The sequence below is a fragment of the Entomomonas sp. E7T21 genome (assembly GCF_058693955.1).
In genome coordinates this window covers 302,112-327,289 of the sequence record NZ_CP191672.1, presented here as the reverse complement: position 1 = coordinate 327,289, position 25,178 = coordinate 302,112, and the positions used below count along the sequence as shown (strand labels likewise).

Below are 25,178 nucleotides of genomic sequence, written 5' to 3'. Positions count from 1 at the left end.
CTCATCAGTTTGATAAAATATTTTTTATGGAGTGGTGGCATGGCAGATGTGAAAAAGGTCGTCCTAGCTTATTCTGGTGGCTTGGACACCTCTGTAATCCTCAAATGGTTACAAGATACCTATCAATGTGAAGTAGTAACTTTTACTGCAGATTTAGGCCAAGGTGAAGAAGTAGAGCCTGCTCGAGCTAAAGCTAAAGCTCTTGGTGTTAAAGAAATTTATATTGAAGATTTACGTGAAGAGTTTGTACGTGACTTTGTATTCCCAATGTTTCGCGCCAATACAATTTATGAGGGTGAATACTTATTAGGTACATCAATTGCTCGCCCACTGATTGCCAAGCGTCTAATCGAAATAGCTAATGAAACTGGCGCAGATGCTATTTCTCATGGTGCAACAGGTAAAGGCAATGACCAAGTACGTTTTGAGCTAGGTGCTTATGCCCTTAAACCAGGTGTTAAGGTAATCGCTCCTTGGCGTGAATGGGATTTATTATCCCGTGAAAAACTAATGGACTATGCTGCCCTGCATAATATCCCTATTGAGCGTCATGGTAAGAAGAAATCGCCTTACTCAATGGATGCTAACTTACTTCATATCTCCTATGAAGGTGGTGTTTTAGAAGACACATGGGCAGAAAATGAAGAAGATATGTGGCGTTGGACAGTATCACCAGAAAAAGCACCTGATACACCTACTTATATTGAATTAACTTATAAGAAAGGTGATATTGTAGCGATTGATGGCAAAGCAATGTCTGCTGCCGAAGTACTGACAGAATTAAATCGTATTGGCAGTGCTAATGGTATTGGCCGTTTAGATATTGTAGAAAACCGTTATGTCGGTATGAAATCTCGCGGTTGCTATGAAACTCCTGGTGGTACAATCATGCTACAAGGCCATAGGGCCATTGAATCTATTACCTTAGATCGTGAAGTAGCACATCTTAAAGACAGCCTTATGCCACAATATGCTAGCCTTATTTATAATGGCTACTGGTGGAGTCCTGAGCGTATCATGTTGCAACAGATGATTGATGAATCACAACAGAACGTTAATGGTGTAGTGCGCTTAAAACTATACAAAGGTAATGTCATGGTTATAGGTCGTAAGTCAGATGACTCTCTATTTGATGCCAATATTGCTACCTTTGAAGAAGATGGCGGTGCATATGACCAAGCAGATGCAGCTGGATTTATCAAACTTAATGCTCTACGCTTAAGAATAGCTGCTTTAAAAGGCCGCAAATTACTATAGCTGTTTCTTTTTTTAGACGAGGCGAGTGGCTGAAGACAGTACACATAGTACCGCTAAGCCATTCAACGATGTATAAAAAACTAGGGTAATAGCTATATAAGTAACACTCCTTTATAAGAGCGGTAACCATGTAGCTACCGCCTTTTCTACTAACCATGAGGTACTACGGATGAGATTATTGCATACCATGTTACGGGTAGGCGATTTGGACAAATCTATCGCTTTTTATACAGAAGTACTAGGAATGAAACTTCTACGCCGTAAAGACTACCCAGAAGGTAAATTCACCTTAGCTTTTGTAGGCTACGGAGAAGAAAAAAACACCAGTGTAATTGAGTTAACCCATAACTGGGATACTAATAAATATGATCTAGGCAATGGCTATGGTCATATTGCACTAGAAGTTGAAGATGTCTACAATGCCTGTGAAACCATTAGAGCGAATGGTGGCAAAATCACTCGTGAACCAGGCCCTATGATGCACGGTACCAGCATTTTAGCTTTCGTTGAAGACCCTGATGGCTATAAAATAGAATTACTATCGCCAGATCGTAACGATTAAAGCATTATTACACTACAAAAAACCCGCTAAATAGCGGGTTTTTTTTAAATATCAAAGTCAAAGTCTGCAATCTGTTTATTAAGACGGCGTTCCTCTAAAATATTATCGATAATACGGCGCTTCGCTAAATTATTTTTAGCGTTATCCACCTCATCATCTCCATCTTCTAACTCATCAGTTAGGAAATCATCATCTAAATCAATATCTTCTTTACTCATCGCCATCACTCCATAAAATGGGGTATTTATGGCGCACCTTATATCCTAAAATCAAAGCATGGTAAAATTAATTTTCTCAATCAGCTTTATTTAATTTATTAATTATTCAAATATCCGATGTTTTTTCTTTGTATTCACAAAGATCTTCTATACAGCAACTACCACAACTTGGCTTTCGCGATTTACACACATAACGACCATGTAGAATTAACCAATGGTGAGCATCTACCAAATACTCTTTAGGAATAACCTTCATTAATTTCTTTTCAACGTCCAATACTGTTTTACCTGGAGCAATATGAGTGCGATTACTTACTCTAAATACATGGGTATCTACTGCCATTACAGCTTGCTTAAATGCTGTATTTAAAACTACATTCGCTGTTTTACGCCCAACTCCTGGTAAAGCTTCTAACTCCTCACGGGTACTAGGCACTTGGCTATTATATTTTTCTATCAGTTGTTGGCATGTGGCAATTACATTTTTAGCTTTACTGTTATACAAACCTATCGACTTAATATATTTACTTAGCCCCTCTACACCTAAAGCAAAAATAGCCTCTGGAGTATTGGCTACAGGATATAATTTACAAGTTGCTTTATTAACACTAACATCTGTTGCCTGTGCAGATAACATAACAGCGACTAACAGTTCAAAGGTAGATTGAAACTCTAGCTCTGTAGTAGGCTGTGGGTTATTCTCTTTTAAGCGGCGAAATATTTCTCGACGTTTTGTAGCATTCATAACAAACTCCCTATACTAAGAATAGAATTATAAGCCTTAACAAACAATCTGCCCAGTTATGACTCTCTTTATAGCTGTTGCTATACAAATTTAGACAAGGCGAATGACTGAAGACAGTACAGCGAGGTTATTCAACGACGTATAAAAATGTAGGGCAATAGCTATAGAACTAGATACCTTACTGCTATACTAGTAAATTAATATTTACACTGGCTCTATTAAATACCTAAATGTCTATTTTATTAACCACCTTAAATGCCCGTTTTGCTCATGCTTCATTAGCATTGCGTTATCTCTATGCCAATATGCATGAGCTACAACAACAAACCGAAATTGTTGAATTCACTATTCAACAAAATGTGGAAGATATTTTAGAAAAAATTATTGAAAAACAACCCACTATCATTGGTTTTTCTGTTTATATCTGGAATATTATAGAAACAACTCAACTGATCAAAGAACTTAAAATATTACGTCCAGAAATTACTGTTATTATAGGTGGGCCAGAAGTTTCTTATGAATATGAAAATACTGAAATATATCAGACTGCTGATTATCTAATTAAAGGTTGGGGAGATATTAGCTTTTATCAACTCTGTCATAAACTACTTAACCAACAAATCATCCCTGAGAAAGCTATCCAAGGTATTCAAGAAAAGCTAGAGAATATTATTCTTCCTTATGACTACTATACAGATCACGATATTAAACACCGCACTGTTTATGTAGAAGCTTCAAGAGGTTGTCCCTTTAAATGTGAGTTTTGTTTATCTAGCCTTGATAAAACAGCATGGACTTTCCCTTTAGAACCTTTTTTACAGGAAATGGATAAGCTTTATCAGCGTGGCTTAAGGCAATTTAAATTTATTGACCGAACCTTTAATCTAAAAAAAGAATTTACTACCTGTATTCTAAAATACTTTTTAGACAAAATTACTAACAATCCTAATGATCCTTTATTTTTACACTTTGAGTTAGTACCTGATCACTTACCTGATGAATTAAAAGAGCTCATCCTATTATTTCCTGAGGGTAGTTTACAATTTGAAATTGGTATTCAAACGTTAAATCCTACTACTCAAGCGTTAATTTCTCGCAAAACTAATTTGCAAAAAGCTCAAGAGAATATTCGTTGGTTATCCACTAAGACTACGGTACATTTACATGTGGATTTAATTGCTGGTCTGCCTGACGAAACATTAGAAGAGTTCGGCAAAGGCTTTAATGAATTATGGGCATGGCAACCCCAAGAAATACAGTTGGGCATATTAAAACGTTTAAAAGGTACGCCTATTATTCGCCATACCGAAACCTATAATTATAAATATAGTTTAACGCCCCCTTACTCTGTATTAGAAAATAAAGATATGCGTTTTGAAACACTAAACCATATTAAACGTATTGCTAAATTCTGGGACTTAATTGCTAACTCTGGACGCTTTAAAAACACCTTACCCTTATTACTTAGAGATGATGCTTTTAATGCTATTTCGGATTTTAGTTATTGGGCATTTCCTAAAGTTAACCAAACTCATGGCATAGCCTTAGATAAACTATTAGCTTTAGTATTTGATTATTTGAATGAACATACTGATCATAGCTTGGAAACTATCCAACAAGCTATGCAACAAGATTTTATTCGTATTGGCACTCATGGTTGGCCAAGATTTTTAGGTGATCCTCCTGAGAACTGGAAAGAGCATTTAATCAATAAGACTAAACAAAAAACATTACCTAAACGACAACAGCAGCATAGTAACGGCTAAAAACCATACCTTAATCTTAATGCTTCTGGATAAGGATTAAAGTACCTTTGTTGTAATAGATATTGATCTGGGTGTTCTGCTAAATAATGCTTTAATAGTGTAATAGGCGCTAATAATGGCTGAATACCTTGTCTATAAAGATCAATTAATTGTGTTAGTTCTTGGCGCTGTTTTGCTGTTAATTGTTTCTTAAAATACCCCTGAATATGCATTAATACATTAGTGTGATTAGCTCTTGTTGCTTTACAACTGAGTAGTGTCATAAATTGATTACGATATTCCACAAAATATGCCTGAAGGGAATCCCACTCAGCAATACGAGCTACAAAACGACCAATTTCTCTATACTGAGATTGTGAATGAGCTAATAGGGTATATTTATAACGACTATGAAAATCTATTAGTTTCGCGCGCGTTAAACCACTTTCTTGCAACTTGTTTAACTCATTAAGTGCAAATACTCGTTCAATAAAATTTTCACGGATAGCGTTATCATTTAACCGACCATCCTCCTCCACAGGTAACCAAGGTATTTGCTTCATCAACTCAGCAGTATAAAGCCCAACGCCCTCTTTACGACAACGGTTACTATTTTCATCGTAGACTTTAACTCGCTCCATACCACAACTAGGTGACTTAGCACATACAATATAACCACTTAGATGGCTTAATGAAGCCACATGTCTTTTAGAAAATGTTCTCATCTTTTCTGTTAAATCAACATTGCTATCATCAGTAAACTGCATAACTACATCATTATTACTTTTTATCAATCGTAATGTTGGGCGAGGTGTTCCTAAACCTATAGCCATTTCAGGACAAACTAATTGAAAATTAGCATAAGCTGATAACTCATCGAGGGCAAAGCCAAAAGACTTATTACCACCATTGTAACGAACATTTTCACCCATAAGACAAGCACTAATACCTATCTGTATCTTATCTATCATTCACTTCTTCTCAAATACTAAAATTTATTTATTAACATTGTATAAGCTCTACTCTAAAAAGATATATCGACTAATGTAGACCACCGACTAAACCTGTCATATAAAAATTTATTACTAATTAATTACAAACAACATACCAAATCATATAGCAATAATCTCTACTCCTCGTAATATCCTGTATTCCATAGATATTCAACTAATTATCTATAGGCTTATGTCTAGTATAAAGTTTTTATATTTAGCTTTATAAATATAGTGTGTTCTATTTAAAACTATTAGAGGAGTCTAGAATGGCTGGTGTCTTTGAAATAAAAAAAGCACGTGACGGGCAATTTTATTTTAATTTAAAGGCTAGTAATGGTGAAATAATTCTTACTAGTGAAATGTACAAACAAAAAGCTTCAGCACAAAATGGTATTGCTTCTGTACAAAAAAACAGTGGTGATGATACCAAATACAGTCGCTTAAAAAGTAAAAATGGTAAGGTTTACTTTACTTTAAAAGCAGCTAATTACCAAGTAATTGGTAATAGTGAAATGTATAATAGTGAAGCAGCTAGAGATAGTGGTATTGAATCTGTTAAGAAAAATGGTTCAACTGCTACTATTAAAGATTTAACAAAAGCATAAAAACTTCTAGCCAACTCTAGGTGCCCTTAATTGGGTACCTAATAGTTTTATTAGTTTATTCCTACCATAATCGCTCAAAATACCTACTTATATTTTATTGTATTTTTTGTCATACTCCCTAAATAAAAGAGATGGCCTAATACAATATATGCAAATTCACCCCATACTTAATCATAAAAAACGTTTTCTTGATTTGTTATTACTAGCAGATGAACAAGAGAGCATGATAGATAAATATTTAGAACGCGGAGATATGTTCGCGCTCTATGATGGTGATCTAAAAAGTATTTGTGTTATTACCCAAGAATCAGCAGATCTTTATGAAATAAAAAATATTGCTACTGTTGAAAAATACCAAGGTAAAGGCTATGGTAAATCATTAATTCAGTATATTTTAGAATATTATAAAAATAAATGTACGACTATACAGGTTGGTACAGGAGAGAGTGACTTAACTATTCCTTTCTATGAAAGTTGTGGTTTTAGATATTCCCATAGAATAGCAAACTTCTTTATTGATAATTACGATCACCCTATTTTTGATAGAGACAAACAACTAATAGATATGATCTATTTAAAATATTATTATAAAAAATAAGGGGTAGTATTTATAACTACCCCCTTATGTTATTTACAGATTATAACGACTAATAATTTCTTGATGAGGCTCTATAGAAGCGCCCACTGCTTCAGCTAAACGTAGCCAATGTACAGGATATTGCCAATCATCTGTGACCTCTTCTAATAATTTATGTAACTCAGCAGGGGCCACATTACTAGGTGCAGTTATAGAGAAAAATATACCTCGTAAAGGTGTTTCATCTAAGTCAAACTGATCCGTCACTTGGTAATTTTGGTTACTATTGACCCACACTCGCCACCCCTTAGATTCCACTAAACGTTCGAAAGCATTAAAAGCTTCATCTCCTGGATAAACACCATCTACAAACCACGTTTGTCCAAAATTACCCTGCTGTAAAGTTTTAATCATTCTATACAGAGGGATAAAGTATTTTCGTTCTTCTTCATCTTCTGGCACAGGTGCTAACTGGGCTGCATCATAAACTACCCAATCATCTACACGCTGTATTTTAGAAGGATGTGCAGGCTCTTTAATAACCGCTGTTACTGGCCCTGTACACCTTGCTAAGTACTCTATAGTTTCACCTTCTTCCAACACCTCAACACGTACCCAGCCCCAATCTTCCTCTATTACTCCCTCAGTGGATTTTAGAGGCAGTTCCAAACGTTTAGCTACTTCTCGCGCCTCCGCCCAATCTTGATTAGCACAGCTATAGGTTAATAAATCCCATAATTCTGATCGAGGATCTTCTATAGTTTTCTCAACAACGACCTGCTGCCATTTCTCTGCTTCCGCAAAGTCTTGTTGGCGTACAGCAATAGTGACTAAGATACGTAATGGACCTAAATAATCAGGTACTAGCTCATGCATTTCTAAACTAAGCTGTTTCGCAGAATCCAATTCATCTTTAGCAAACGCTTGCTGAACACGACACCATAAAGCAATAGTAGGTTGTGACTCTTTGTAATAATTAACTAAACGATCAATCTCTGCTAATTGGTTACTACCCAATAATAAATTTAATAAATAGTAAGCTAAATTTGATTCATGTTGATGATTACGCTCTATATAACCCCATAATAATGTTTCAGCTTCTTTGACTGCATTACATGCTTGCAGTGCTGAACTAGTGATATCTACTAACTGCTCATCATCTGGTCGTTCTGCTACTGCTAACATTAGCAACTCAACTTCTTGCTCAGGGTTACGTCCTGCCTCTTCATTTTGTTTTGCTTGATTATCCAACCATTCCAATAACTGCCCGACAGGAACAGGCAATGCTGTTTTGGCAGACAGCGTATCAATTTTTGCAGATAACTCTGCCAATAATTGATCTGCTCCTAAAGGTGCTCTTAATTTGGGTAGCGTCTCATAAGCAATATTTAATGCCCTTTTAGCCGTCCATACACTACCTCTTGCTAAGGCAACTCTAATTTGTACCTCTGCAACTTCAATTACTCTACGCTGAGCACCAACCTTAACAAAATGATCTAACGCTGCTTGTATTGCACTACCCAATGACCAATTATTTTGTTTTGGATCTTTGGCTAATAAAGCATCCACGGCTCTTATCCAACCTAAATAATAACGAGGTACTACTTCACGCCATGCAGGTAATACTTCCCATGCTTCTTCTGTACGTCCTAATAACGCTAAAATATGAGCTTTAAGAATTTGTCTATCTTGTTTATTAACAGGCCAATCATAACCTTCAATTTCTGCTTCACATTGTTCAATAATAGTAAGGGCTTGTTCAGGCTGATTTAATCTTAATAAGGCTTGTATTTCAAAAGTACGTAATGCTTCACTAATATCTTCACCAGCTGCAACTATTTTTTCTTCTTGTACTTTTAAATAATCTAACGCCTCTTGAGGTTTTCCTTCATCTAATAAAGCATCGGCATATTCACAGGATAAACAATGAAAACAATTCCATTTCGGATTAATACGCTCGAATGTTTCATTACAAACTGCTTTACGCTCTTCCACCCAACCTGGACCATCGATATTAGCATAACAGGCTGATAAGTCTTGTGTTACACAAACTGTTTGTGGGCAAGTAATGGTTTCATCACGATGGGCAAACTCAAATAAAGAAACCACATCAGCTAATGCGGCTTCACCTTCAGATTTATTACCAATACGATTACGCATTTCCCAATGGCGAAAAAATACCTCCAACCAAGGATTTTTTAAACTACGGCTTAATGCAATAGCTTCTGGAATTAGAGCATCCGCTTTACCAATATTAAGATCTAATATTTCAGTAGTGACTTGCTCAATAATACGGCTAGCATGTTCTTGCCCCGCTTCTTCTAAATCGTTTTCTAAACGAATCACCCAATCCCAAATATCCATGTTGTTTCCTCTGTATAATCACAAGTGCGTTAATACGGTTTGTATCGTTTGAGTAAAATCAACCAACGCACGATTTAAATCTAATGTATGGTTATGAATATCATGTCCAGCCATAATAACCTTTAACGATTTTAATAATCTTGCTGCTTGTTCTACATTAGTGTTTTTTGTATGAAATGCTTTTAATAAATCAATAACAGCTTGATTATTTAAATTTATATATAACTTTGCAGTCTCAGTTGCAGTAATCTTTGCTGTAAATTGGCGAGCTAATCGCAAAGCGGCTTGAGATATTTTTTTATCTGCTTCATCTTCTTCTAAACGTTTTTTTAACTCAGCTTCCCTGTCGGCCACTACCACTAAAGGCAATTCAGCAGGCGAAAAACGAGCTGCCACAATGGCTTCTCCATCAGCTAATTGTGCTGTTAACCATTGTTTCTCATCTGCTGCTAACTCAGCCAAGGAAAATAAATGCTGATTTCCTTGTTCAGTACCTAACTCAATTAATTTACACCCTGTACTTGCTGCAAAACGACGTAAAAAGGGTACTACCGCATAACGATCACCCAATGCTACGGGCATTTGTAAAGCTCGAAATAGCGTATCTTCGAAACCTCCATTATTACCTAACATAACATGGATAGCATTATTAGAACGTAACTCTTGAACTGTTAAGTCACCTTGTGAGCTTGGGATGCGGATAGTACTCATTAACAACTCAAATAAACGATCGTCACACAATGAAGCACCCAATAAAGCTTCATTATGACGCTTTAAGATACGCCGCCATATTTCTGGTTGCTTACTAGCTACATCAGCTAGCCCATTAATTAATGCTTCACTCAATGCATATTGCACAGCATGATAACTTTCATCTTTTTGTAAGTCTTCTCGACTAGCAGTAGGCACTAAACGACTTGATTCAATAACTCCACCAATAAACCCAGCCCATGAAGGTAATAGATCACGAGCATCATCATCTAACAACATACCACGCAAGAAGATGGAAAGATTACGATTATCGCTGGTACCATAGGTAGCGCCATCCTGTACCCATAACATGCCTATTGCATCACTTTGCTCAGTTGGATTTACAGGAAAGGTACAAATAGGTTCAAAATTCTGCTCAAATCTTGCAGCAAAACTTAATCTCTTGCGCATTTCCTGCAAAGGATGCACAACTACTGCACTATCTCTCTTTCGCCAAGGTGGAGGTTCAGGATTAATGGGTTCCTTTGCCTCATTGATATAAATGGGTTCATGCAACAATATACAGTAACGACCTAAAATATGATTAAGTGATTCTTGAGTACTTAAAAACAGAAACTCATCTTTTAATTCTAAAATTATTTCTGTTCCTATTGTAGCTCTAGGTTCAACAGCAGTTACCGTATATTGCTCAGCATTAGTTGAGCGGTAACACCAGCCTTTATCAGGTTGTTGATAAGAGGTGGTAATCAAGGTCACTTGCTTTGCTAAAACAAAGGCTGATAAAAAGCCTAAACCAAACATCCCTATTAAGCCTGTTTCATCATCTTGCTGACGAAGTGTACGGGTATAGCCGACACCAACTGTTGCTAGAAAAGTATGGATTTCATACTCAGTCAGGCCAGCACCTGTATCAATGATTCGTACTTGTTTGTTATGGCGATCACCAATAACTGTAATACGTCCTTGATCTTGCCAATTAGGTTGCTCAATACGACGCCGTACCAATGAGTCATGGCCATTTTGCACCAACTCCCTTAGTGCTACCATAGGTGTTGAATATAAATGCTTACTTAATACCTGCATTAAGCCATTAAGATCTACACCCGCCACACAGATTTTCGAATCTACTGAACCACCAATTTGTTGATTAGTCATAAGCTTTGCACACAGTAATTGTTATTTAATCACCTTATCAGTTTCTGTTTTAGTCACTACATTTAAGCCTTTTAATAAAGACAATGCCTGACTTAACTGATAATCTTTATTTTGTAACTGATCTGTGTTGGTTTGAATGCTACTTGAAGGAATATCATTTTTAGCATTATTAAGGTGATTTTGTAAGTCTGCTTCTCTTACTTCAAAATTCACTTTATTTTGTGAAACTGTTGCTTGGGCAACAATGATATCAGGTACAATACCTTGCGCTTGGATAGAGCGTCCTTTTGGGGTGTAATATAAAGCAGTGGTTAATTTTAAAGCTTCTTTTTTATTAATGGGTAATACCGTTTGTACAGAACCTTTACCAAAACTAGTAGTACCCATAATCACTGCTCGTTTTAAGTCTTGTAATGCACCAGCCACAACCTCAGCTGCAGAGGCACTACCATTATTAATTAATACTACTAGCGGTACACCTTTGCTTGGATCACCTGCATTTGAATAAAAACGTAACTCAGTATTAGGTAAGCGCCCTTTGGTATAAACAACTAACTCTTTATCAACAAACTGATCTACTGTATCAATTGAGGCCTGTAATACACCACCAGGATTATTTCTTAAATCAAGCACAATACCCTTTAAGTTAGCATTATTTTGTTTAACCAATTGCGTTAATGCTGTTTTAACCTCTTTCCCTGTATTAGTTTGAAACTGAGAAATACGAATATAACCATAATCTTTCTCTAACAGTTGTGTCTTAACACTTTTGAACTGTACTTTGGCACGGGTTATAGTGACAGTAAAGGGTTTACCTTGTCCCCTTACAATGGTTAAATTTATTTTTTCACCTATTTTACCCTGCATCTTCTCTGACGCATCACTTAATGGCATATCTTTAGTAGGTGTATCATTAATCTTTACAATAATATCACCCGCTTTTATTCCTGCTTTAGCGGCTGGAGAGTCATCAATAGGCGTAACAATTTTGATAAACCCTTCACTTTGTTCTATTTCAATGCCTAGACCACCAAACTGACCTGAAGTTACTTCTTCTAAACTACTATACATCTTAGCGTCTAAGTAAGCAGAATGAGGATCTAAATTACTTACCATGCCTTTAATAGCATTATCCATCAATGTTTTATCATCAATAGGTTCAACATAAGCTGATTTGATTCGCTCAAAAACCTCAACAAATGTACGTAACTCATCTAAGGGTAAAGTACCTTGGTTGGTAGCTGATTTTTCAGGAGTTGTTTGCCCATATGCAACCTGTCCTAATAAAGAACATACAAGTGATATAATCACTAATGGCATAAAACGTTGTTTCACTGGCATAAGCCACTCCTAAGTACTATAAAATTAATTCTATTACCGACACCACAAAACAGGGTTTACCGCTTGACCTTGCTGTCTAATGGAAAAATACAATGCAACTGTATCTATACCACCACTGTTACCAGCTGTTGCTATAGCATCCCCTGTTTTAACTACATCCCCTACTTTTTTTAATAATGTTTGGTTATGCCCATAAAGACTATAATAGCCTTGCCCATGGTCTATAATAGTTAACCAACCTGTTCCTCTTAACCAATCAGAATAAACAACACGGCCTTCATGAACAGCTTTTACACTTGCCCCACGGGAAGCAGAAATTAATACACCATCCCATTTAGTACGACTATCATCACCACGGGTTGAGCCATAATTGGCAATGATTTTGCCACTCACCGGCCATGACAATTTACCCTTAGCCTGTGCAAAATTACCAACAAACCCTGTATTAACATTGGATACGACAGTTTGCCCTTGAGTTTTATTGGTAGTAGTTGTTACTGGTTGCTGTGCTTCACGTTCTCTTGCCTGACGAGCCAACGTTGCATCAATGGTACGCAGTACTTTATTTAATTCGATTTGATCCCTTTCACGTTGCACTATACGATCATTATTTTCTTTAATTTGTTTATTGAGACTCGCTAATACTGCTTGGCGTTTTTTTCTTACTTCCGCTAGTTGGTTACGTTGCTCCTGTAAAGCAGTATTTTGGGTATTTAATTGCTGCTGATAATGCTCCATCTCTTCAGTAATATCTTTTAACTGCTTAACTGTTTCTTGAAATTCTGTTAATTGCACTAATCTAGCTTGGCTTAAATAATCATAATAAACCAATGTTCTTGATACTTTATCTGGCTCTTGTTGGTTTAATAATAATTTTAAATATTCCTGACGACCACTTTCATAAGTAGCCTTTGCCTGACTGGCAAAAATACGTTCTTGTTCTTGACGTTTTTGCTCTGCTTTTTGCTGTTCTTCTGATAACCAAGTTAATTTAGATTCTGTTTCTGTTTGCTCTTTCTTTAGTTCTGCAATTTTTTTCTGTAAGTTAGCTATTTCGGTTTCTGTAGTGCGTAACTGTTTAAGGGACGTACTTTGTTGCACTCTTAGTTTGCCTAATGCTTTTTCTAGCTCAGCAACTTCCTGTTTAGCCATTTCAATTTGGTGCAGAGTATCTCTACGCTCATCAGCCATAATAGGCTGAGCAACAAATAAAGAGATTAAAAGAGCCCAATAAAAACGCTGCATATTAATTAAATACACCCTTAAAAAAGGTTATTTTAACAGTTAGTTAACAGTGACTAAAGCTATAAACAGTCGATTCAGTCACCATTCGATGTTTCAAATTAAAACTTAATCAAAAACAACTAAACTTTGTCCTGTCATTTCTTTAGGAATAGCTAATCCCATTAAGGTCAACATCGTAGGCGCCACATCAGCCAATACCCCTCCTTGTCTAATATGCAATTTACGTTTACCAACATAAATAAAAGGCACATGCTCACAAGTATGGGCTGTATGCGCTTGGCCAGTACTATCATCTTGCATCATTTCAACATTGCCATGGTCAGCGGTAATTAATGCCTCACCACCTACCTTATTAAGTGCATTAACTATGCGACCTATGCAATGGTCTAATGTCTCTACTGCTTTCACAGCAGCATCAAACACACCAGTATGCCCTACCATATCACCATTAGCATAATTAACAACAATAACGTCATAACGTTTTTGTTCTATTGCCTCAACAATATTATCTGTTACCTCATACGCACTCATTTCTGGTTGTAAATCATAAGTAGACACCTTAGGCGAAGGGATTAAAATTCGCTGCTCACCTTTATAAGGCTCTTCACGTCCACCTGAGAAGAAAAAGGTTACATGTGCATACTTTTCAGTTTCAGCAATGCGTAATTGTGTTTTACCTTGTTTGGCTAAATACTCACCCAATACATTATTTAAACTACTGGGTGGAAAAGCACAGTCGGTTTCAATAGTAGCTGCATACTGGGTTAACATCACAAAACCAGCTAATGATGGCACACGTTCCCGTTTAAAACCTGTAAAATCTTTTTCAACAAAAGCTCGGGTTAATTCACGGGCACGATCTGCACGAAAATTCATAAAAATAACCGCATCACCATCATGTACAGGTGCAACATCACCTATACGAGTTGCTTTTACAAACTCATCACTTTCACCACGTTCATAAGCTGCTTGTAAAGCTGAAATAGCATCTTTTGCTATAAAATCAGCTTTATGATCAACCACTAACTCATAAGCCGCTTGTACACGCTCCCAACGATTATCTCTATCCATCGCATAATAGCGACCAATCATTGTAGCAAGACGTCCTTTACCTAATTTAGCAAAATGTTCATTAAGTTTATTAAGCGAATCCTCAGCACTTTTTGGTGGCGTATCACGACCATCTAAGAAAGCATGTACATAAATGTGGTTAGCGCCTTGTTTAGCAGCCATTTCTACCATAGCCAATATGTGATCCTCATGGCTATGCACTCCACCTGGAGAAAGCAGTCCCATGATATGTACAGCTTTATGCTGTTTAATTGCTTTATCTAATACATTGCAAAGTATGCTATTTTTGAAAAAATCACCATCATCAATGGCTTTACTAACACGGGTTAAGTCTTGGTAAACAACGCGACCAGCACCAAGATTCATATGCCCAACTTCTGAGTTACCCATTTGCCCATCTGGCAAACCTACATCTATTCCAGAGCCAGAAATAAGGCCATGGGGGTAGTTTTTTAGTAGATTATTATAATTAGGGGTATTGGCCGCTAAAATAGCATTATATTTAACCTCTTCGCGATGACCAAAACCATCTAAAATCACCAAAACTAAGGGAGAAGCAGAATTAGACATAAATAAATTCTCTAATTAAAACACCATAAAAAAGGGTTATAGTTTAACCTAACACTATTGCCAATATAGCATAATCCTTAATAGATATTGTAAATAGCTGTTATAAAAGCGTTGTATATAATATTACTTTATAATTTTTATTTGCAGTTCATTGGAAATAATGATTAAGTACCCCTAATAGATTACTTTATGCAGAGTAAAATAATGTCAAATATGGATACTCAAGAAATACTAAACTTTCTAAGAACCCGTCGTTCTGCAGCAACACCTACTTTAACAGCACCCGGACCAACACCAGAAGAGTTAACTGATATTCTTAATATCGGCCTACGCACACCTGACCATGGAAAAATCGAACCTTGGCGTCTACTGGTTGTAGAGGGTGATGCAAGAAAAGCTTTAGGCACACAACTAGCAAAGAACTTTGCTCTTGAGAAAAACACGTTAACGGAAAAGCAACAAGAGAAACTAACCCAAATTGTTACCCATACTGTAACAGATGTACCACTTATCATCTATGTTATCAGTTGTATTGATAAAAACTCCCATATACCTGAACTTGAGCAATTACTTTCAGCAGGTGCAGTATGTATGAATATTTTATGGGCTGTTAATGCTTATGGTTATGGCGCCAATTGGATTAGTGGCTGGTTGGCTTATAGTGAGCATACTAAGAAAACCATTGGTATCAAAGAAAATGAAGAAGTAGCAGGGGTTATTTTTATTGGCAGTACAGATAAAGTGAACCCTGAACGAAAACGTCCAGATTTAAAAGAAAAAGTTAACTATTGGTCCGCGACTGAATAATTACTTTTAAATACAGTACTACTGGCAAAATACGCTATACTATGCGGTAGTAGAAATTTTGTAATAGATAAATAAGTTATGGCTAAAAAGAAGAAAGTATCTCCTGGCAATATTGCTCAAAACAAAAAAGCATTTCATGATTATTTTATTGAAGAGCGTTTTGAAGCAGGGCTTGCCTTAACAGGTTGGGAAGTAAAAAGTTTAAGAGCTGGTAAAGCACAGCTTACGGATAGCTATGTACTATTAAAAGATGGAGAAGCATGGTTACTGGGTAGCCATGTTATGCCATTACAAACTATCAGCACCCATGTAGTAGCTGATCCTGATCGTACTCGAAAACTACTCCTTCACAAACGTGAGTTAAGTAAGCTATATGGTGCTGTACAACAAAAGGGCTATGCCTGTGTTGCGCTATCACTGTACTGGAAAAAACACCTAGTAAAATGTGAAATTGCACTTGTGAAAGGTAAAAAAGATTACGATAAGCGTCATACTGAAAAGGAAAAAGATGCCAATCGTGAGATACAAAGAGCTTTCCGTAAAGAGCAACGTTAAAACATTATCTATAAACCAATAAAATAATAGTAGGAGATGCAAATGTTTAAGCAAGTTGATGCCTATGCTGGTGACCCTATTTTTTCTCTAGTAGAGCAGTTTTATCAGGATACTAAAGAAGAGAAAGTAAACCTTAGTATTGGCCTTTATTACAACGAGCAAGGTCAAGTTCCACAACTGCCTTCTGTTAAACAAGCATTAACTACTATTCAACCTGAACAATTAAAAAAACCAACCCTTTATTTACCTATGGAAGGGCTAGCAGAATATCGCTCTGCTGTGTTACCGTTATTATTTGGTAATGACCACCCTTGCTTAAAGGAAAATAGAGTAGCCATTGCACAAACACTAGGCGGTTCTGGTGCATTAAAAATTGGTGCTGATTTTTTAAAAAAATATCATCCTAATGCAACTGTATGGGTAAGTAATCCTACATGGGAAAACCATAAAGATATTTTTGCTGGTGCTGGTTTCAAAGTAAGCACTTATCCCTACTTTGATAATAAAACCTTGAGTGTTAATTTCGAGGAAATGGTAAATTGTATTAAACAAGCAGCACCTAATGATATTATTTTACTTCACCCTTGCTGCCATAATCCAACAGGCGCTGATTTAACAAACCAGCAATGGGATGCTTTAATTCCTATACTGCAAGAACGCCACCTTATTCCTTTTCTAGATATTGCTTATCAAGGGTTTGCAGAGGGCTTGAACGAAGATGCTTATGCTATTCGAGCAATGGCTAAAGCTGGACTTTCTTTGTTAGTTTCCAATTCTTTCTCCAAAATCTTTTCCCTCTATGGTGAACGCGTTGGTGCATTAAGTGTAGTATGTAAAGACCAAGAAACAGCAGAGCGTGTACTAGGACAATTAAAGGCAACCGTGCGTCGTAATTACTCTAGTCCTCCCTGTTTAGGTGCTACTATTGTTGCTAATGTATTAAATGATGAGCAGTTAAATAATACTTGGCGTATGGATCTACAACAAATGCGCTTACGTATTCTAAATATACGTAATTTACTTGTAGAAAAATTACAACAACATAATATTACTGATACTGAACATTTTATTAAACAGCGTGGTATGTTCAGTTATACGGGCTTTTCAAAAGAACAAGCTATTAGTCTGCGTAAAGAATATGGTGTTTATATTCTTGATAGTGGTCGGATGTGTATGTCTGGCTTAACTGAAAATAATATTGACTACGTGGCTAAGGCTTTCGCTGCTATAAATTAGATGTATAAAATTAATCTAAAAAAATTGCTCTTCATATAATTAAATATGATGGAGCAATTTTTATTTATGAGTCATTAATTAACGTCTAATTTTCTTTGCTTCAATATCTATTTTCTGTGGTGTAGTTATACTGATAGCTGTCTCTTTAGATTCAGCAGCTTGTTGTGATTGACTATTCATTTCCTGCCAACCACCACCTAATGCTTTATAAAGATTAACTTCACTGGTTAATTGAGCTAAACGTACGTTAATTAAATTTTGTTGAGAACTAAATAACTGACGTTGTGCATCTAATAAAGTAATATAGTTATCAATACCTGCCTGATAACGTTGATCTGCTAAATCATAATAGGTTTGGTTAGCTTCTACAAAATTACTTTGAGAGATTACCTGATCTTTGTAAGTCTCACGATCTGCCAATCCATCAGCCACCTCTCTAAACGCCGTTTGGATAGTCTTCTCGTAATTCGCTACATTAATATCTTTTTGTACTTCAGCATAATCTAAATTACCTTTTAAACGACCTGCTGTAAAAATAGGTAAATTAATCGTAGGCTGGAATAGCCATGTACCTTGACCATTACTAAATAAATTAGAAAAGTTGGTACTCATTGTTCCCACATTACTGGTTAAAGAAATACTTGGGAAAAATGCAGCACGTGCTGCACCAATATTTGCATTAGCCGCCATTAACTGATGCTCTGCTGCAATAATATCTGGACGATTCTGCATTAAATCAGAAGGTAACCCTGCAGGTATTTCTTTAACGTATTGCAGTTTAAAACTATTATCTTTCATATTTTTAACATTATCTGGTAAATCACTACCTAATAATAATGTTAATAAATTTAAATCTTGCGCGACCTGACGTTTATAGGTAGCTAAATTAACTTTTGCCCCCTCAACAGCTGTTCGTGCTTGTGCCAAATCTAAGCTTGAAGAAACCCCCACTTCATTACTACGTCTAACTAGGTCATAGTTATATTCATAGTTTTGTAATGTTTCTTCTGTTAACTTAAGTAATGCCCTATCGGCTTGCAACGTTAACCAAGCATTAGCTACGCTAGCAACTAAAGTAATTTGGGTATTACGTTGTGCCTCTTGGGTAGCTAAATATTGTTGTAATGCCGCCTCATTCAAGCTACGAATACGCCCAAAGAAATCTAACTCATAAGATGTAATACCTAGCGTCACACCCCATGAACTATTAACCCTAGAGTCACCAGTACCTGATAAATCTCCTGGCAAATGTTGACGAGAACCTGTACCTGTAGCACCAATATTAGGGTAAAGCTCAGATCGTTGAATACGATACTGTGCTTCATAAGCGGCTACGTTTAGAGCTGCAACACGTAAATCCCTATTGTTAGCTAAAGACATTTCTATTAGTGATTGTAATTCTTTATCACTAAAAAACTCGCGCCAGCCTAAATCTACATAAGCCCCTTGTTGGCCTTTAGGATAGGCCTCTCCTGTTGGCCATGTATTTGTTACTGGTAAATTAGGTCTTTGATAATCAGGCATTAAAGTACAGCCTGTTAAAGTAACCGTCATAACCATAATTGATAATAATGACTTTCTCATTTGTATTAATCCTTCAACTGTTCATGTCTAAGCTGTTCTTTTTCTTTGTTTGTTTTAATCCTAAACAATGAACTGACTAGTACATAAAATAATGGAATCCAGAAAATAGCCAAAATCGTTGCCGACAGCATACCACCTACAACCCCAGTACCAATAGAGTGCGCACTACCAGCACCAGCTCCACTTGAAATTGCCAATGGAACAACCCCTAAAATAAAGGCTAGCGACGTCATAACAATAGGCCGTATCCGCATACGACATGCCTCTAATGCTGCATCTACTAAACTTTTACCATTTTCATGGAAAGCTTGCGCAAACTCAACAATTAAAATAGCATTTTTAGAGACGAGTCCAATAGTTGTTAACAACCCCACCTTAAAGAATACATCATTGGTTAATCCTCTTAACTCCGTAGCAACAACTACACCTAAAATACCCAGTGGTGCTACTAAAATAACCGCAAATGGAATAGCCCAACTTTCATAAAGGGCGGCCAAACAAAGGAATACAACTACGCCAGCTAATGCATATAAAGCAAGCTCTTGAGCTCCCGCTAATTTTTCCTCATAAGACAAACCTGTCCAAGAGAAACCAACCCCTTTTTCAGACAACTGTCCTACTAAACGTTCCATTTCATTCATAGCATCACCAGAGCTATAACCTGCGGCTGGGTCACCCACAATCTCTACAGCAGGTACACCATTATAACGCTCCAATTTAGGAGAGCCTTTCATCCATTCGCCTCTAACCAAATTAGCTAATGGAACCATTTCGCCTTTATTGTTACGTACATACCATTTTTTAAAGTCTTCTGGTGTCATCCGCGCATCAGCACTAGCTTGTATATATACCTTTTTGACACGTCCCCGATCAATAAAGTCATTAATATAACTACTACCCCAAGCTATAGATAACGTTTGGTAAATATCAGATAAAGCTATGCCATAAACACTAGCCTGTTCTTCATCAACATATATTTTATATTGTGGTTCATCATCCATACCATTAGGACGGACAGTAGCTGGGTTTAATATTTTACTTTGCCTTGCCAACCCTAATAATTCATTACGTGCTTCCATTAATGCTTCATGTCCAATACCACCTTGGTCTTGGAGGAACATATCAACACCACCAGAGTTACCTAACTCCATAACTGCTGGAGGAACGACAGCAAATACTTGACCACCTAAAAATCTCTCATCCGTAAAGAAAATTCTCATAAGACGACCTGATACCGCCTGAACACTTTGATCCGCATCTGGTCGTTTATCCCAATCTTTTAACATGATGAATGCTAAAGCAGAACTTTGTCCACGACCAGCAAAACTAAAGCCTGTCACTGTAAATACAGAGTCAACATTCTTTGCTTCCGTTTTTAAAATAGTTTCACGCATTTCGTCCACTATTTTTTGTGTTTCTTCTGCAGGCGTTCCCGCCGGTGTTTGCACCATTGCAAACAAGACTTTCTGGTCTTCTTGTGGCAACATCTCTGTGGGAATTGCTCTAAACATAAAGACAATAACCGCGCAAACACCTGCATAAAGCAATACAAATAACACTCTATTTTTTAATACCTTAGCAACCCCGCCTACATAAATTTTAACTGACTTTTCAAAGGTTCTATTAAACCAACCAAAAAAACCTTTTTTATGTTCGCCATGCTCATCTCCCTCTTTAGGAGGGCTTAACATAGTCGCACAAAGGGCTGGTGTTAAAATCAATGCCACTAATACAGAGAGCACCATTGCAGAAACAATAGTGATCGAGAACTGACGATAAATAATACCCGTTGCACCACCTAAAAAGGCCATAGGAACGAATACTGCTGAAAGTACCATTGCGATACCGACCAATGCTCCCTGAATCTCATCCATGGATTTCTTTGCTGCTTCTTTAGGTGGCAGTTTTTCTTCCTGCATCACCCGCTCAACGTTTTCCACTACAACAATAGCATCGTCTACCAGCAAGCCAATGGCTAGAACCATTGCAAACATGGTTAATGTATTAATTGAAAAACCAAAAGCAGCTAACACACCAAAGGTACCTAGTAATACCACAGGCACAGCGATAGTTGGAATAAGTGTTGCTCGAAAGTTCTGTAAGAACAAGAACATCACAAGGAATACTAAAACAATCGCTTCAAATAAGGTATGCACCACCATAGTAATAGAGGCAGATACAACTGGCGTACTATCATAGGGGTAAACAACCTCTACGCCATCTGGAAAGAAAGGCTCTAATTGAGCAACAGTAGCACGTACAGCTTTTGCCGTGTTTAATGCATTAGCACCCGTAGCTAATTTAAGAGCTATACCAGAAGCTGGATTACCATTATACAAGGCTGTAATCGCATAGTTCTCACCACCCAGGTTGATATCATCAGATACATCTTTTAGACGAACTTGAGAACCATCTGTTTGTACTTTTAAAAGTATATTGCCAAACTCTTCTGGTGTTTGTAGTCTAGTTTTACTAACAATCGTCGCATTAAGCTGAGTACCTGGTAATGCAGGTAAACCACCTAGCTGCCCAGAAGAAACTTGAATATTTTGTGCTTTAATTGCATTACTAACATCAATAGGTGTTAATTTATAATTATTTAATTTAGCAGGGCTTAACCAAATACGCATCGAATATTGCGCACCAAACACTTGAAAGTCACCAACACCAGGGGTACGAGCAATAGCATCCTGCATATTAGAAACAATATAGTTACTAAGGTCATAGTTGGTCATCGAACCATCTTTAGACACTAAACCTACTACCAATAAGAAGTTAACTGTTGACTTAACAACACGAATACCCTGTTGTTGTACTTCCATTGGTAGCAAAGGTGTAGCTAATTGTAATTTATTTTGTACTTGTACCTGAGCGATATCTGGATCTGTACCTTGCTCAAAGGTAACTGTAATGGTCATACTACCATCTGAGTTACTTTGTGATGACATGTAACGCAGATTATCGATACCATTCATTTGCTGTTCAATAACCTGTACTACAGTATCTTGTACAGTTTCTGCTGAAGCACCTGGATACATTACCGAAATACCAATGGCAGGTGCTGAAATACTAGGGTATTGGTTCACAGGCATACTAACCAGTGACAAACCACCTGCTAACATAATCACCAAGGCAATTACCCAAGCAAAAATCGGGCGGTCAATAAAAAACTTAGACATAAATTATTTTCCTGGATTACCTATGTTTTACTCGTTGCCTTCTGAATTAGAATTACCATCTTGTTTATTGCTTGCTTGGCCTTGTTCTATTGGATCTACTTTTGCACCTTGTCGGATCTTCTGTAGACCCTTGACAATAACTCTATCATTCTCTTCTAAGCCCTTGTTAACTAACCATTGATTATAATTAGCTACTCGTGAAACATCTAATATACGTTGTTCAACTTTATTTTCTTTATTCACAACCATCGCAGTCGCTTCACCCTTTACGTTACGGGTAACGCCTAACTGAGGAACAAGAATAGCATTTTGTCGAACACCTTCTTTTAAACGAGCATGAACAAACATACCAGGTAATAATTTATTTTCTGGATTTTTAAAAATTGCTCGCAACGTAACACTACCTGTGGACTCATTAACAGACACTTCTGAAAACTCTAACTCACCTTCGTGCTCATAGGTTGTACCATCTTCTAAGATCAATACAGTTTTAGCAGCATTTTCACCCACTTTCTCCAATTGCCCCTTTGCTAACTCTTCTCGTAATAGAAGAATGTCCTTTGAAGGTTGAGTAATATCTACATAAATAGGATCTAATTGATTAATGGTTGTTAGAGGATTGGCTTGTCCTGTTGTAACCAAAGCACCTTCTGTTACTAATGAACGGCTAATACGTCCAGAAATAGGCGCCAATACTTTGGTATAACGCAATCTAACTTGAGCTGTTTGCAAACTTGCTTGCGCCTGTAATAAGGCAGCTCGAGCATCATCATATTGTTGTTGGCTAACAGCTTTTGATGAAACCAATGATTTATAACGCTTTTCTAAAGCCTGTGCAGAAGCGAGGTTAGCTTGAGCACTTTTTACATCTGCTTGGTAAATAGCAGGATCTATTTGATAAAGTTGATCCCCTTCTTTAACTTCTCCACCTTCTTTGAAAAGTCGCTTAAGGATAATACCTTCTACTTGAGGCCTTACTTCTGCTACACGATAAGCCATTGTGCGACCAGGTAAATCTCTTGTTAGAGTATACGGTTGTGCTTTAATAGTAACGACTTCTACTTTTTGTGGTGGCTGCTCTTGTTGTTGTTCATTACCTTTTCCACATCCTGCTAACAGCAGTATAGATAATGATAACGCAGAAATCCATATAGAACGAGTTGGTTTTAGTTGCATAGAAAAAACCTCAGCCACAGAAGAGGACTTAAAAATATAGCCTGAAAACAAAAAATAACAAAATGATTGCTAACTTTACTTACATTCAGCAGTGTTTGTAAACAACTTCTTTTAATAAATCTCTGTTATTTTGCTAAAGAATATTTCAAATAGTTTCAAACACTAGTTAGAATAAAAACAAATACAAAACATACAACAATAGAGGATTCTATCTTGCCTTATATAGGAGTTTACGCCCATTATAAACAATAATGTATATGAAGCTTAATAGAATAACACTATTGTCTTAATAGTTTTAGGATTTTTTACAAACTTGCTCAATAACTCTCATAAAAGGTGGTAAACTTAACTATAAAATAGCATCACACAAACAGAGTTATCTCATGAAATATATCTTAATGATTGGTTGTTTATTACTAGTTACTGCTTGTTCTCAACAGTCAACCAAACCTTCTACAGAAGATACTCAATTAGCAACAGATCAGCCAAATAACGCTGACACCACTGTCATTACCTATCAAGAAGGTGACAATACTATCGAAGAGCGTCGTATAAAAGGTTTTATTTACTCAGTTAAAGTGACACCTAAACATGGTAAACCTTATTACCTTGTTAATGCTGATGGAGATAACAACACATTAAAAAATGGCCGTCCTCAAGAAAAAATCCCCTCATGGACATTATTTAGTTGGTAGAAGAATGACAAGGTTCCCTTATTTTTTAATAATTTTTTTATTACTGACTCATCTAGGGGGCTGTAGTTATTTAAATAGAGACAACACCTCTTCCAAAAACTTAAATATTGACCCAATCAACTGGCAAGAGCAACAGACAGGATGTGAAGCCTCTACTCTAATTGATAATTCCTGTCCTAGCTTCAAACTTTCCAGTATTTCCTTTAAAAAAATACCAACGCTTAATCAATTAATTGAAACTCGCCTTTTAGAAGTAATGAATGCACCGTCTAATATTTCTTTGCATAAGTATCTAACAAGCTTTCTAGCTAAAGCTAATCAGGGCGATCACCTAATAATTAACGTTGAGTTATTGGAAGAAAGTAGTGTTTTTATTGTATTAGAACTTTCTGTACAAACAGCGCCTGCCACCAGTCAATATAATCCTAAAAAATTTACCATTATTAATTTCGATAAGCAAAAACAACAAGACATTACCCTAGCCAAAGCTATTCACCCAGATAAAACACAAACCTTTTGGTCTATTGCACAAATTTCGTATAATCAATGGCTTGAAGCTAATCAATTGCTAAATAATAAAATGTTTCAAGAAGATTGGCCGTTTGTTGAAACCACACATATTGCCTTATTGTCTAAACAAGCAATATTAAAATATGATGCTAATACTTTAGCTCCTTATGCAATGGGTGAACCTCAATTATTTATCCCCTATGAACAATTAAGAGATATTATCAAACCCATCTACTCACCCCATTAAAGTAACCAATTTACTTGAGATTTAAACC

The 25,178-nt window shown here is 36.6% G+C and carries 21 protein-coding genes; 10 read left to right on the top strand and 11 right to left on the bottom strand.

What is annotated here, in order from left to right:
• Positions 1 to 39 precede the first annotated feature (39 nt).
• Both ACQVD9_RS01575 and gloA read left to right on the top strand, forming a co-directional pair.
• A complete protein-coding gene (locus ACQVD9_RS01575) occupies positions 40 to 1,257 on the top strand; it encodes an argininosuccinate synthase (RefSeq protein ID WP_264747158.1) in 1,218 nt (405 codons plus the stop codon).
• A gap of 169 nt (positions 1,258 to 1,426) precedes the next feature.
• Complete coding sequence (gene gloA / locus ACQVD9_RS01570; RefSeq protein WP_264747157.1) at positions 1,427 to 1,819, top strand: lactoylglutathione lyase; 393 nt, start codon at positions 1,427 to 1,429, stop codon at positions 1,817 to 1,819.
• A 44-nt stretch (positions 1,820 to 1,863) separates the two neighbouring features.
• Here gloA and ACQVD9_RS01565 read toward each other — a convergent pair whose 3' ends face one another.
• Positions 1,864 to 2,037, bottom strand: a complete 174-nt coding sequence (locus ACQVD9_RS01565; RefSeq protein WP_413774174.1) for a PA3496 family putative envelope integrity protein — start codon at positions 2,035 to 2,037, stop codon at positions 1,864 to 1,866.
• Positions 2,038 to 2,143: 106 nt separating this feature from the next.
• The gene (nth, locus tag ACQVD9_RS01560; protein ID WP_264747155.1) at positions 2,144 to 2,782 is read right to left on the bottom strand and encodes an endonuclease III; all 639 of its coding nucleotides are present in this window, start codon (positions 2,780 to 2,782) and stop codon (positions 2,144 to 2,146) included.
• A 230-nt stretch (positions 2,783 to 3,012) separates the two neighbouring features.
• Between nth and ACQVD9_RS01555 the strand changes: the two genes are divergently transcribed.
• Entirely contained in the window at positions 3,013 to 4,548 is a 1,536-nt protein-coding gene (locus ACQVD9_RS01555; RefSeq protein ID WP_264747154.1) for a B12-binding domain-containing radical SAM protein, read from the top strand.
• On the opposite strand, the gene ACQVD9_RS01550 is transcribed toward ACQVD9_RS01555, so the two are convergent.
• Positions 4,545 to 5,498: a YbgA family protein gene (locus tag ACQVD9_RS01550; protein WP_264747153.1), complete on the bottom strand. Its 954-nt coding sequence runs from the start codon at positions 5,496 to 5,498 to the stop codon at positions 4,545 to 4,547. The two genes, ACQVD9_RS01555 and ACQVD9_RS01550, sit on opposite strands and share 4 nt — an antisense overlap.
• A gap of 290 nt (positions 5,499 to 5,788) precedes the next feature.
• Here ACQVD9_RS01550 and ACQVD9_RS01545 point away from each other — a divergent pair, with 290 nt between their 5' ends.
• Positions 5,789 to 6,127, top strand: coding sequence for a YegP family protein (locus ACQVD9_RS01545; protein WP_264747152.1), 339 nt, complete (start codon positions 5,789 to 5,791; stop codon positions 6,125 to 6,127).
• A 148-nt stretch (positions 6,128 to 6,275) separates the two neighbouring features.
• Positions 6,276 to 6,725, top strand: a complete 450-nt coding sequence (locus ACQVD9_RS01540) for a GNAT family N-acetyltransferase (protein WP_264747151.1) — start codon at positions 6,276 to 6,278, stop codon at positions 6,723 to 6,725.
• Between the two features lie 33 nt (positions 6,726 to 6,758).
• Here the strand turns inward: ACQVD9_RS01540 and ACQVD9_RS01535 are convergent, their stop codons facing one another.
• From ACQVD9_RS01535 to gpmI, 5 genes are all read right to left on the bottom strand, one after another.
• Positions 6,759 to 9,068 (bottom strand): hypothetical protein, encoded by a 2,310-nt coding sequence (locus tag ACQVD9_RS01535; RefSeq protein ID WP_264747150.1) that lies wholly within the window; start codon positions 9,066 to 9,068, stop codon positions 6,759 to 6,761.
• Between the two features lie 18 nt (positions 9,069 to 9,086).
• Complete coding sequence (locus ACQVD9_RS01530) at positions 9,087 to 10,934, bottom strand: ATP-binding protein (protein WP_264747149.1); 1,848 nt, start codon at positions 10,932 to 10,934, stop codon at positions 9,087 to 9,089.
• 21 nt (positions 10,935 to 10,955) lie between these two features.
• On the bottom strand, positions 10,956 to 12,275 hold the full coding sequence (locus ACQVD9_RS01525; protein ID WP_264747148.1) for a S41 family peptidase: 1,320 nt from the start codon (positions 12,273 to 12,275) through the stop codon (positions 10,956 to 10,958).
• Positions 12,276 to 12,308: 33 nt separating this feature from the next.
• Positions 12,309 to 13,520, bottom strand: a complete 1,212-nt coding sequence (locus tag ACQVD9_RS01520) for a murein hydrolase activator EnvC family protein (RefSeq protein WP_264747147.1) — start codon at positions 13,518 to 13,520, stop codon at positions 12,309 to 12,311.
• A gap of 105 nt (positions 13,521 to 13,625) precedes the next feature.
• Positions 13,626 to 15,161, bottom strand: a complete 1,536-nt coding sequence (gene gpmI, locus ACQVD9_RS01515; RefSeq protein ID WP_264747146.1) for a 2,3-bisphosphoglycerate-independent phosphoglycerate mutase — start codon at positions 15,159 to 15,161, stop codon at positions 13,626 to 13,628.
• A 204-nt stretch (positions 15,162 to 15,365) separates the two neighbouring features.
• On the opposite strand from gpmI, the gene ACQVD9_RS01510 reads away from it, so the two are divergent.
• The 3 genes from ACQVD9_RS01510 (at position 15,366) to ACQVD9_RS01500 (ending at position 17,759) form a co-directional block, all read left to right on the top strand.
• Positions 15,366 to 15,968, top strand: coding sequence for a nitroreductase family protein (locus tag ACQVD9_RS01510; protein WP_264747145.1), 603 nt, complete (start codon positions 15,366 to 15,368; stop codon positions 15,966 to 15,968).
• Positions 15,969 to 16,046: 78 nt separating this feature from the next.
• Entirely contained in the window at positions 16,047 to 16,523 is a 477-nt protein-coding gene (gene smpB / locus ACQVD9_RS01505) for an SsrA-binding protein SmpB (protein ID WP_264747144.1), read from the top strand.
• Between the two features lie 42 nt (positions 16,524 to 16,565).
• Entirely contained in the window at positions 16,566 to 17,759 is a 1,194-nt protein-coding gene (locus ACQVD9_RS01500) for an amino acid aminotransferase (RefSeq protein ID WP_264747143.1), read from the top strand.
• Between the two features lie 78 nt (positions 17,760 to 17,837).
• On the opposite strand, the gene adeC is transcribed toward ACQVD9_RS01500, so the two are convergent.
• Genes adeC through ACQVD9_RS01485 form a run of 3 tightly spaced genes read right to left on the bottom strand, consistent with a single transcriptional unit; the run spans position 17,838 to position 23,698 of the window.
• Entirely contained in the window at positions 17,838 to 19,343 is a 1,506-nt protein-coding gene (adeC, locus tag ACQVD9_RS01495; RefSeq protein WP_264747142.1) for an AdeC/AdeK/OprM family multidrug efflux complex outer membrane factor, read from the bottom strand.
• 5 nt (positions 19,344 to 19,348) lie between these two features.
• Positions 19,349 to 22,522 carry an efflux RND transporter permease subunit gene (locus ACQVD9_RS01490; RefSeq protein WP_264747141.1) on the bottom strand — a complete coding sequence of 1,058 codons (3,174 nt, stop codon included), beginning with the start codon at positions 22,520 to 22,522 and terminating at the stop codon, positions 19,349 to 19,351.
• 27 nt (positions 22,523 to 22,549) lie between these two features.
• Entirely contained in the window at positions 22,550 to 23,698 is a 1,149-nt protein-coding gene (locus ACQVD9_RS01485) for an efflux RND transporter periplasmic adaptor subunit (protein WP_264747140.1), read from the bottom strand.
• 383 nt (positions 23,699 to 24,081) lie between these two features.
• Here ACQVD9_RS01485 and ACQVD9_RS01480 point away from each other — a divergent pair, with 383 nt between their 5' ends.
• Both ACQVD9_RS01480 and ACQVD9_RS01475 read left to right on the top strand, forming a co-directional pair.
• Positions 24,082 to 24,393 (top strand): DUF2782 domain-containing protein, encoded by a 312-nt coding sequence (locus tag ACQVD9_RS01480; RefSeq protein WP_264747139.1) that lies wholly within the window; start codon positions 24,082 to 24,084, stop codon positions 24,391 to 24,393.
• A gap of 4 nt (positions 24,394 to 24,397) precedes the next feature.
• Complete coding sequence (locus ACQVD9_RS01475; protein WP_264747138.1) at positions 24,398 to 25,150, top strand: RsiV family protein; 753 nt, start codon at positions 24,398 to 24,400, stop codon at positions 25,148 to 25,150.
• Positions 25,151 to 25,178: the final 28 nt, after the last annotated feature.

Coding starts and splice junctions, on each gene's coding strand:
- ACQVD9_RS01575 (WP_264747158.1), top strand. CDS start 40: ATGGCAGATGTGAAAAAGGTCGTCCTAGCTTATTCTGGTGGCTTGGAC.
- gloA (WP_264747157.1), top strand. CDS start 1,427: ATGAGATTATTGCATACCATGTTACGGGTAGGCGATTTGGACAAATCT.
- ACQVD9_RS01565 (WP_413774174.1), bottom strand. CDS start 2,037: ATGAGTAAAGAAGATATTGATTTAGATGATGATTTCCTAACTGATGAG.
- nth (WP_264747155.1), bottom strand. CDS start 2,782: ATGAATGCTACAAAACGTCGAGAAATATTTCGCCGCTTAAAAGAGAAT.
- ACQVD9_RS01555 (WP_264747154.1), top strand. CDS start 3,013: ATGTCTATTTTATTAACCACCTTAAATGCCCGTTTTGCTCATGCTTCA.
- ACQVD9_RS01550 (WP_264747153.1), bottom strand. CDS start 5,498: ATGATAGATAAGATACAGATAGGTATTAGTGCTTGTCTTATGGGTGAA.
- ACQVD9_RS01545 (WP_264747152.1), top strand. CDS start 5,789: ATGGCTGGTGTCTTTGAAATAAAAAAAGCACGTGACGGGCAATTTTAT.
- ACQVD9_RS01540 (WP_264747151.1), top strand. CDS start 6,276: ATGCAAATTCACCCCATACTTAATCATAAAAAACGTTTTCTTGATTTG.
- ACQVD9_RS01535 (WP_264747150.1), bottom strand. CDS start 9,068: ATGGATATTTGGGATTGGGTGATTCGTTTAGAAAACGATTTAGAAGAA.
- ACQVD9_RS01530 (WP_264747149.1), bottom strand. CDS start 10,934: ATGACTAATCAACAAATTGGTGGTTCAGTAGATTCGAAAATCTGTGTG.
- ACQVD9_RS01525 (WP_264747148.1), bottom strand. CDS start 12,275: ATGCCAGTGAAACAACGTTTTATGCCATTAGTGATTATATCACTTGTA.
- ACQVD9_RS01520 (WP_264747147.1), bottom strand. CDS start 13,520: ATGCAGCGTTTTTATTGGGCTCTTTTAATCTCTTTATTTGTTGCTCAG.
- gpmI (WP_264747146.1), bottom strand. CDS start 15,161: ATGTCTAATTCTGCTTCTCCCTTAGTTTTGGTGATTTTAGATGGTTTT.
- ACQVD9_RS01510 (WP_264747145.1), top strand. CDS start 15,366: ATGTCAAATATGGATACTCAAGAAATACTAAACTTTCTAAGAACCCGT.
- smpB (WP_264747144.1), top strand. CDS start 16,047: ATGGCTAAAAAGAAGAAAGTATCTCCTGGCAATATTGCTCAAAACAAA.
- ACQVD9_RS01500 (WP_264747143.1), top strand. CDS start 16,566: ATGTTTAAGCAAGTTGATGCCTATGCTGGTGACCCTATTTTTTCTCTA.
- adeC (WP_264747142.1), bottom strand. CDS start 19,343: ATGAGAAAGTCATTATTATCAATTATGGTTATGACGGTTACTTTAACA.
- ACQVD9_RS01490 (WP_264747141.1), bottom strand. CDS start 22,522: ATGTCTAAGTTTTTTATTGACCGCCCGATTTTTGCTTGGGTAATTGCC.
- ACQVD9_RS01485 (WP_264747140.1), bottom strand. CDS start 23,698: ATGCAACTAAAACCAACTCGTTCTATATGGATTTCTGCGTTATCATTA.
- ACQVD9_RS01480 (WP_264747139.1), top strand. CDS start 24,082: ATGAAATATATCTTAATGATTGGTTGTTTATTACTAGTTACTGCTTGT.
- ACQVD9_RS01475 (WP_264747138.1), top strand. CDS start 24,398: ATGACAAGGTTCCCTTATTTTTTAATAATTTTTTTATTACTGACTCAT.